Below are 6,616 nucleotides of genomic sequence, written 5' to 3' on the forward strand. Positions count from 1 at the left end.
CGTTTGCCTTGCGCCGCGACCGCCTTGGACGCAGGCATATCACCGATATTGCAGGAGGAGACGGACATGCCAAAAAGGCTGATTATCACATGCTCGATTTTGTGTCTGGCGACGGGCTCTGCCCTTGGTGCCGGCTGGGAAAAGGACGTGCCGACGGAGATCAACATCCAGGATCCCCACCTCAAGCGCTGGTCGGAGCTGACCTATGACAAGCTGCCGCCGGCGCTGACCCCTGGAAAGGATTACGGCATGGACCCGGCAACGGGCAAGTTCAACGCGCCGCGCGCCACCGCACTGGGCGCATCGCCGAACTTCCCGGGCCAGCTCGACCATTGGGATGACAAGACCTACAAGAGCAATGTCGAGGAAATCGCCTTCTACCCGCACATCACGTCGCCGTGGCATGCCTGGCCGGACGTCGCGGATTTCAACGGCAAGCGCTACATGTACCTGCATGACCGCGATTACATGCGGGTGCTCGACATCACCGACCCCGCAAAAGCCAAAGTCGTCTATTCCAAGGGCGGCGTCTGGGGACCGGAAGGCTCCAGCGAGGACTGGGACGCCAAGACGGTGCAGGACTATTTCGGCGGCATGACCATCGCCTGGAGCGAGAAGCTCCAGAAGAACGTCGTCGTTGCCTCCTACGAGATCGGCCGCTTCGGCATCCTCGACAACAAGCGCACACAGCCTGACATCGTCGAGACGCTGCGCCAGTACAATTCGCTCAAGGGCTTCAAGGTCTACGAGATGAACGGCCCGCTGCCGAGCGACTGGAAGTTGATCGCCACCCGCACGACCGACATCAACAACCCCGACGCGCCCATCGGCAAGCAGCAGGGCTCCGGTTCGCTCGACGCGCCCGCCTGGTTCGGCGGCAAGTACATGTATCTCTCGGCGGCGCCCGACGACAGCTACGCCTTGACCGAATACCCGGACTACCTGCATTCGCCGGGGTACCAGGCCTGGGACATGACGGACCCGGCCAATCCTCTTTTCGTCAGCCAGGTCACCGTTCCTGGCCAGGTGGTCGGGGACAAGGCAAGCGAGGATGCCTACCTGATGAACCCGCGCGCCGGCAACCGCACGTCCTGGATGGGGTCGCGCATGCCGCTGTTCCTGCCGAAGCCCGTGGAAAAGGGTGGCACGATCGGTTTCGGCGCCATGGGCGGTCTCGGCTTCTACACCTTCGACCTCACCAACCCCGGCACGCCGGAAATGATGGGACATCTGAGCATTCCACCGAGTTTTGCCGGCACCGAGTTCGACAATGCCGATACCAGCCAGTACGAGCGCACCGGCTATGTCTTTGCCAACGGCTACCCGATGAACTCCAACTGCTACGAACCCTACAAGGACGTGCTGGTCATCGACGCCAAGGATCCGAAGGACCCGAAGGTCGTCGCCACCTTCCCCCGTCCGACCCCGCCGGCAGAGGCTGAATTCACCGACTATTGCCAGCGGCGCGGCAGCTTCGGTCCGAAGCGCTCCGGCACGACCCACCAGCCGGGCCACAGCCGCGAAGGCATCCTGCCCTACGCCTTCTACAATGCCGGCCTGCAGATCTTCGACGTCAAGGATCCGAAGGATCCGAAGATCGCCGGCTACTACGTGCCGCGTTTCCCCAAGCCTGAGGAAATGCCTGATTACACCTATGAGAATGCCAGTTTCGCGGTCTTCACGGAGTATGACCGCAACATCATCTGGCTGATCAGCATCGACGGCATCCGCGCCCTGAAGACGCCTCTTCTCGGTGAGCCGAAGACCGGTCTTACCGGCGAAGTCTGGCCGCCGCGCGGATAACCGCTGACAGGGTCGGCATCGCAACCGACGCCGGCCCATCCTCTGCCATTCCATCCGACCCCAATCAGGATCTGCTTGTCCGGCGCGCCGTGGACGGAGCCGGCGAAGCTTTCCCGATTTTCTGAAACCAATGAGAGAACCAACTCAAGATGAACAAGCAATCCAGTGCGACGGCGCCTTTCCTCCTGAAAGGTGCCGCAGCAGCGCTCTGTGTGATGGCCGGCATGCAACCGGCAATGGCCTCGGACGCGGAACCCGTCGAATATGTCCGCGTCTGTGATGCCTATGGCAACGGCTTCTTCTATGTACCGGGCACCGAAACCTGCCTGAAGATCAGCGGCTATCTGCGCCACGAGGTTGCTGCCGGCGACGATGTCTATTGGGGCGGCTCGCTCGATGGCTTGCCGGGCAAGGCACGGGCCACGCTGCGCTTCGACGCCCGCAACGAAACCGAGTTCGGAACGCTACGTTCCTATCTGGAGACCCGTTTCGAGCACAAGGCATCGGGAGAGCGTATCTATATTTCGGAAGGTGTCATCGAGCTTGCCGGCTTCTCTGTCGGGATTGCCGATTCCCTTTTCGCGAACTGGACCTGGGGTGCCGGCAACGTCATCTATGACGACGTCATCTACTATTCCGGTGACCGCACGATGCAGGCGAGCTACACCCACGACTTCGGAGGCGGATTCTCCGCTATGGTCGGCGCCGAGGAAGGCAACGGCTCCTGGGAACTCGAGACGGTCGATGCGTCGGGCGTGGTAAGTCGTGAGTGGTTTGACCTGCGAGCCGACAGGATTCCGCACCTCCTCGGCGGCGTCAAATACGAGCAGGACCGGTTCACGCTCTTCGGCATGGCGGCCTATGACACCCGCTATGACGCCTGGGCCCTCAAGGCACGCGTCAATCTCGAGGTTACCGACGCGCTCTCATTGTTCGTGATGGCCGCCTACCAGTCCGATCCGACCCAGCCGAACTATTATGGCAGCTGGTATGGCGATTGGGCGATGTGGGGCGGATTTTCCGCAGAGGTCAGCGAGAAGGCCACCATCAACAGCCAGATCTCCTTCGAGGAGGACGGCACGTGGAACGCGGCACTCAATGTCGCCTACGAAGTCGTACCGGGCTTCAAGATCACACCGGAACTTGACTACACCGCCTTCCGCGGCTTCCGCGGACACGAAGACGCCTTCGGCGGCGTCGTGCGTTTCCAGAGAAACTTCTAAACATGCGAATATGCGTCGGCGGCGACATCGCCGCCGACGCATGTCTATGCTCGACAACGAGCGCGACGAATGATGGGGCTGAAATCGGCACGACGATGCCGGCGCTCCGTTCAGCCATGGCTGCATCGCCAATCGTTTTCATTGTCATCGAAACCATCGGGCAACCGCCGGGGCTGTCCCTTGTCCGACGACGCAGGTGCGGCAAGCCTAGGATCAAGACCCGGGCAACACAGGCGGAGGGGTTATGTGCAGGAGCGGCGGCGTTTCGCGTCTGCCCTCAGATGTGCCGCCTCGCCAGTCCAGTCAAATGGCATGCACTCGATCAGAAACGCACATGAGCACCTGCCTTCGCACCAACCGTCTGCTCGCCTTCACTTTCGATGCCGTAGAGCCGCGAGAAGTCGAAATCCCAGCCGAAAGCGCCGCTATTGTCCAACGCGGCAAATCCCGCAGTGCCGCCTAAGCGGGGCGTCAGCAGCAGGCCGCTTTCGAGCAGGCAAGCACGCTCCAGTTCCGCGCCGACGCTGAAGCGCAGTTGCTCCTGTGCGAACCCTTTGAAATCGACTTGGGTACCGTCGCCGTTCGAGACGCTGTAGTCGTCGACGGTCTCGCTGAGGAGGACGGCACGTAGCACGGGTGTGAGGACGGTTGCGTCACCGAGTTGCCACTGCCCCTGCAGTTTCGAGTCCCACATCGCCCTGCGCGTATCGAACGAGCCGCCGAAATGCTCCGTGTCGACGTCGTTCCAGGAACCGCCGTAGAGCAGGCTGGTGTCGAGGAACACGCCGGAGCCAAGCTCGAACGAAGCATAAGGGCCGGCCAAACAGCCGTTACCGGTCAGTTCGGCGTCGGCGTCGGTAGGATCGGTCATGCGGTCGAAGTGGAACGACGGGCCGATCAGCGCAATATCCTGCAAGAACTTATCTGCCGTGTGCCGGCCGGCCTTCAGGAAATTGATCGGCCAGTCTGCCTCGGAGCGCTTCCTGCAAGTGACGTCTCGAACAGGCACACCCTATCGCGGGGCCATGTGCAGAGGGTATTTTCCCGGGCAAAATCGGAAGGGTTTCTCGTCTGGAGCCTTCCCGGTAATCGCGGCGACTTATTCGTCTCTCAAACCCTGCTCCGGGACCATATCCTGTGGCAAGCGATCAAGTTCCGCGCCATTTCCGTGGCCTATGGGCGGGCGCATGAGGAGTTGAGTGGCGCAGGGTGGGATTGCCGCAATGGCTCGGGTCCCTTCCGCGAGGCGGCAATGCAATCGAGCGCATTCTCACCTTCAGGTGGCAGGCGAGAGAGCTGACACTGTCGCCACACGTGGCTCATGTTCAGCCACGAACTTTCATTCTACATCTTGCTCAAAGTAATCGTGCCCGAACAGCCGCTGCCTGCCCCGGTCCCCTTGAACCTGCCGGTCCCGGTCGCTCCATTTATCCTTCCCGTCAGGATGTTGCCGCCCTTCCTTCCCTTATGGACAAATGCGTGGGTGATGTTGACGGTTCCGTTGCTGGAGATTTTCCCCGAAAATCCAGATCCAGACGACACCGCGCCGTGACTTACGGAAACGGTTGTCGAGAGTTCGCGCCAGTCGCCGCAGTCCGTCTTTGCGTGCCTTACAATCTTCCATGTGCCGTCGAAGACGCCCAGGCCGGGTGCGAAACAGCGGTTGTCCCGTACCTCCATTCCGTTGGCGCAGACCAGCGGGCAGACACGGTTGCCAATCGCTTTCAGCCCATTCAAAAGCGCCTCGGTCGGTGCGAGTGATGCAAGCCTCAGTCCCTTGCGCGCGGCATATGCTCGAAGGGCCTTCTGGCTGCTGTCACCCCATTTTCCGTCGACTTGGCTGAGGCATCCGAGGCGCGCCAGTTCCTTTTGCGTGGCGAACGCGAGGTCGCCGGGAGCCATGTTGTCGGCGGGCGAACCGGAGGATTGTGTCCCTGAGTTGGCCTGGTCAAGCGCAGCGACTTCAGTCTTCCGCGCGTCGTCTGCAGGCTTCGCGGCACGCTCGGAAACTGCCTTTTCCCGCTCCGTCATCTGCCTTTCCTTCTCGCGCCCGATTGCCGCGATCTTCAACTTCGCCAGCGTTGCGAACGCGCCGTTTGGGTATTGCTGGAGGTATGCTTCGAAGAAGTTGCTTTCGGTCGCATCCTTGATGGAATTCCAATAGGCAATTTCTACGGTTCTGTCGGTATCCGCTGGCGCCGCTGGGCCGGTTGCCGTGTCCGGGACTGCCAAGGGATTTAGAACAACGGGGCCTGTCAGCGATGAGCTGTCCCAGGGGATCTGCTTGCCATCCGTGACCTGCAACACGGCTCGACGCACGGCAATCATGTCATCCGTTATGCTCTGACCGGGCGTGCCGAGGTGTTTCAGCAAAGCGGTCGTGAACGGGGAGTTCCTTCCAGCCCCGTCAAGGGAAACATTTCCCGGCTGAGTTGCGAACGCAATCAGCGAGCCGACGCCGGTATCGAGTTTCGCCAACCCTCGCCCCACTGCCACGGATCGAGTTCCCAGGGAGCGAGCCAATGTCACGGCGAGCGGATTGTCGCGGCACGCGTCGAGGAACACCACATTGACTTTGGCGTTGCGCTCCATTGCGGAGAGGACGAGCTCGATCGGCAACGCCTCGAAATCCAGATCGTTGTTTGATTGAAGCTGGGCGTCGACCGGGATCATATAGTTGTCCCCGTTTACCTGCAGGCCGTGTCCGGCATAGAAAAAGAGTGCGACGTCAGCGCCTTCGAGTTTGCGTACAAACTCTCTGATCGACCGCCGCATTCCCGCCAGATCGAGGTCACGCCCCGTCACAACCACGAACCCCAGCCCTGTCAGTTTGGATGCCATGTCGCCGGCGTCATTCTGAGGGTTCGCAAGCTGTGGTGCGTGCTGGTAAGCCGAGTTTCCGATGACCAATGCGATGCGCTTTTCGGCCCAAGCATACGAGCTTAGAAAGATAAAGGAGAGCGCAATGGCCACACGAAGGTAATACATAGGAGCCACCCCCACCGACCATGCTCCCGTGTCGAAATCGACGTTTGACAGGCACACCTCCGATGGTCGCTTTCAGCGCATCGGACCAGCCCAAGGGACTGCAGTCAGGTTGAATAAGGATGATCTTCCACGCGGGCCCAGTCAACCAAGGCGGAAAGATCTCGAGGCTGAGGAGACCCGTCGGATGTTGTCGCATCATCGGACTGTCAGTGGGGGAGTGTAGAGGTGATGTCATGAGGAATTCGGCCATCAGCGGGTCGTGCCCTGCATGTCGGCGCATGGACGATCAGTAACGACGGCTGAACGTCATCGTCCAGCCGTCGTTACTGACGTCTGCTCAGGAAACCCGCTCCATTTCCGGCAGGGCTTCGAACAGGTCTGCGACGAGGCCGTAGTCGGCGACCTGGAAGATCGGTGCCTCCTCGTCCTTGTTGATGGCGACGATGACCTTCGAGTCCTTCATGCCGGCCAGGTGCTGGATCGCACCGGAGATGCCGCAGGCGATGTAGAGATCGGGGGCGACCACCTTGCCGGTCTGGCCGACCTGCCAGTCGTTCGGGGCGTAACCGGCATCGACCGCGGCGCGCGAGGCACCGACGGCT

The 6,616-nt window shown here is 61.0% G+C and carries 5 protein-coding genes; 2 read left to right on the forward strand and 3 right to left on the reverse strand.

The annotated features are described in order from the left end of the window. Positions 1–66 precede the first annotated feature (66 nt). Both AC1Q80_RS29525 and AC1Q80_RS29530 read left to right on the forward strand, forming a co-directional pair. Positions 67–1,803: an LVIVD repeat-containing protein gene (locus AC1Q80_RS29525; protein ID WP_492362790.1), complete on the forward strand. Its 1,737-nt coding sequence runs from the start codon at positions 67–69 to the stop codon at positions 1,801–1,803. 149 nt (positions 1,804–1,952) lie between these two features. After that, a complete protein-coding gene (locus tag AC1Q80_RS29530; protein ID WP_492362791.1) occupies positions 1,953–3,026 on the forward strand; it encodes a porin in 1,074 nt (357 codons plus the stop codon). A gap of 322 nt (positions 3,027–3,348) precedes the next feature. Here the strand turns inward: AC1Q80_RS29530 and AC1Q80_RS29535 are convergent, their stop codons facing one another. From AC1Q80_RS29535 to AC1Q80_RS29545, 3 genes are all read right to left on the reverse strand, one after another. Further along, positions 3,349–3,942: an autotransporter outer membrane beta-barrel domain-containing protein gene (locus tag AC1Q80_RS29535; protein ID WP_492362792.1), complete on the reverse strand. Its 594-nt coding sequence runs from the start codon at positions 3,940–3,942 to the stop codon at positions 3,349–3,351. A 428-nt stretch (positions 3,943–4,370) separates the two neighbouring features. Beyond that, positions 4,371–6,014 carry a caspase family protein gene (locus AC1Q80_RS29540; RefSeq protein ID WP_492362793.1) on the reverse strand — a complete coding sequence of 548 codons (1,644 nt, stop codon included), beginning with the start codon at positions 6,012–6,014 and terminating at the stop codon, positions 4,371–4,373. Positions 6,015–6,351: 337 nt separating this feature from the next. Next, positions 6,352–6,616 (reverse strand): electron transfer flavoprotein subunit alpha/FixB family protein (locus tag AC1Q80_RS29545; protein ID WP_492362794.1); only part of this gene is annotated, 265 nt, incomplete at its 5' end.

It is taken from the genome of Ensifer sp. GW823-FHT05D09, assembly GCF_058795755.1.

Bases quoted from the DNA above. Each gene is read 5' to 3' on its own strand.
- AC1Q80_RS29525 (WP_492362790.1), top strand. From the start codon at position 67: ATGCCAAAAAGGCTGATTATCACATGCTCGATTTTGTGTCTGGCGACG.
- AC1Q80_RS29530 (WP_492362791.1), top strand. From the start codon at position 1,953: ATGAACAAGCAATCCAGTGCGACGGCGCCTTTCCTCCTGAAAGGTGCC.
- AC1Q80_RS29540 (WP_492362793.1), bottom strand. From the start codon at position 6,014: ATGTATTACCTTCGTGTGGCCATTGCGCTCTCCTTTATCTTTCTAAGC.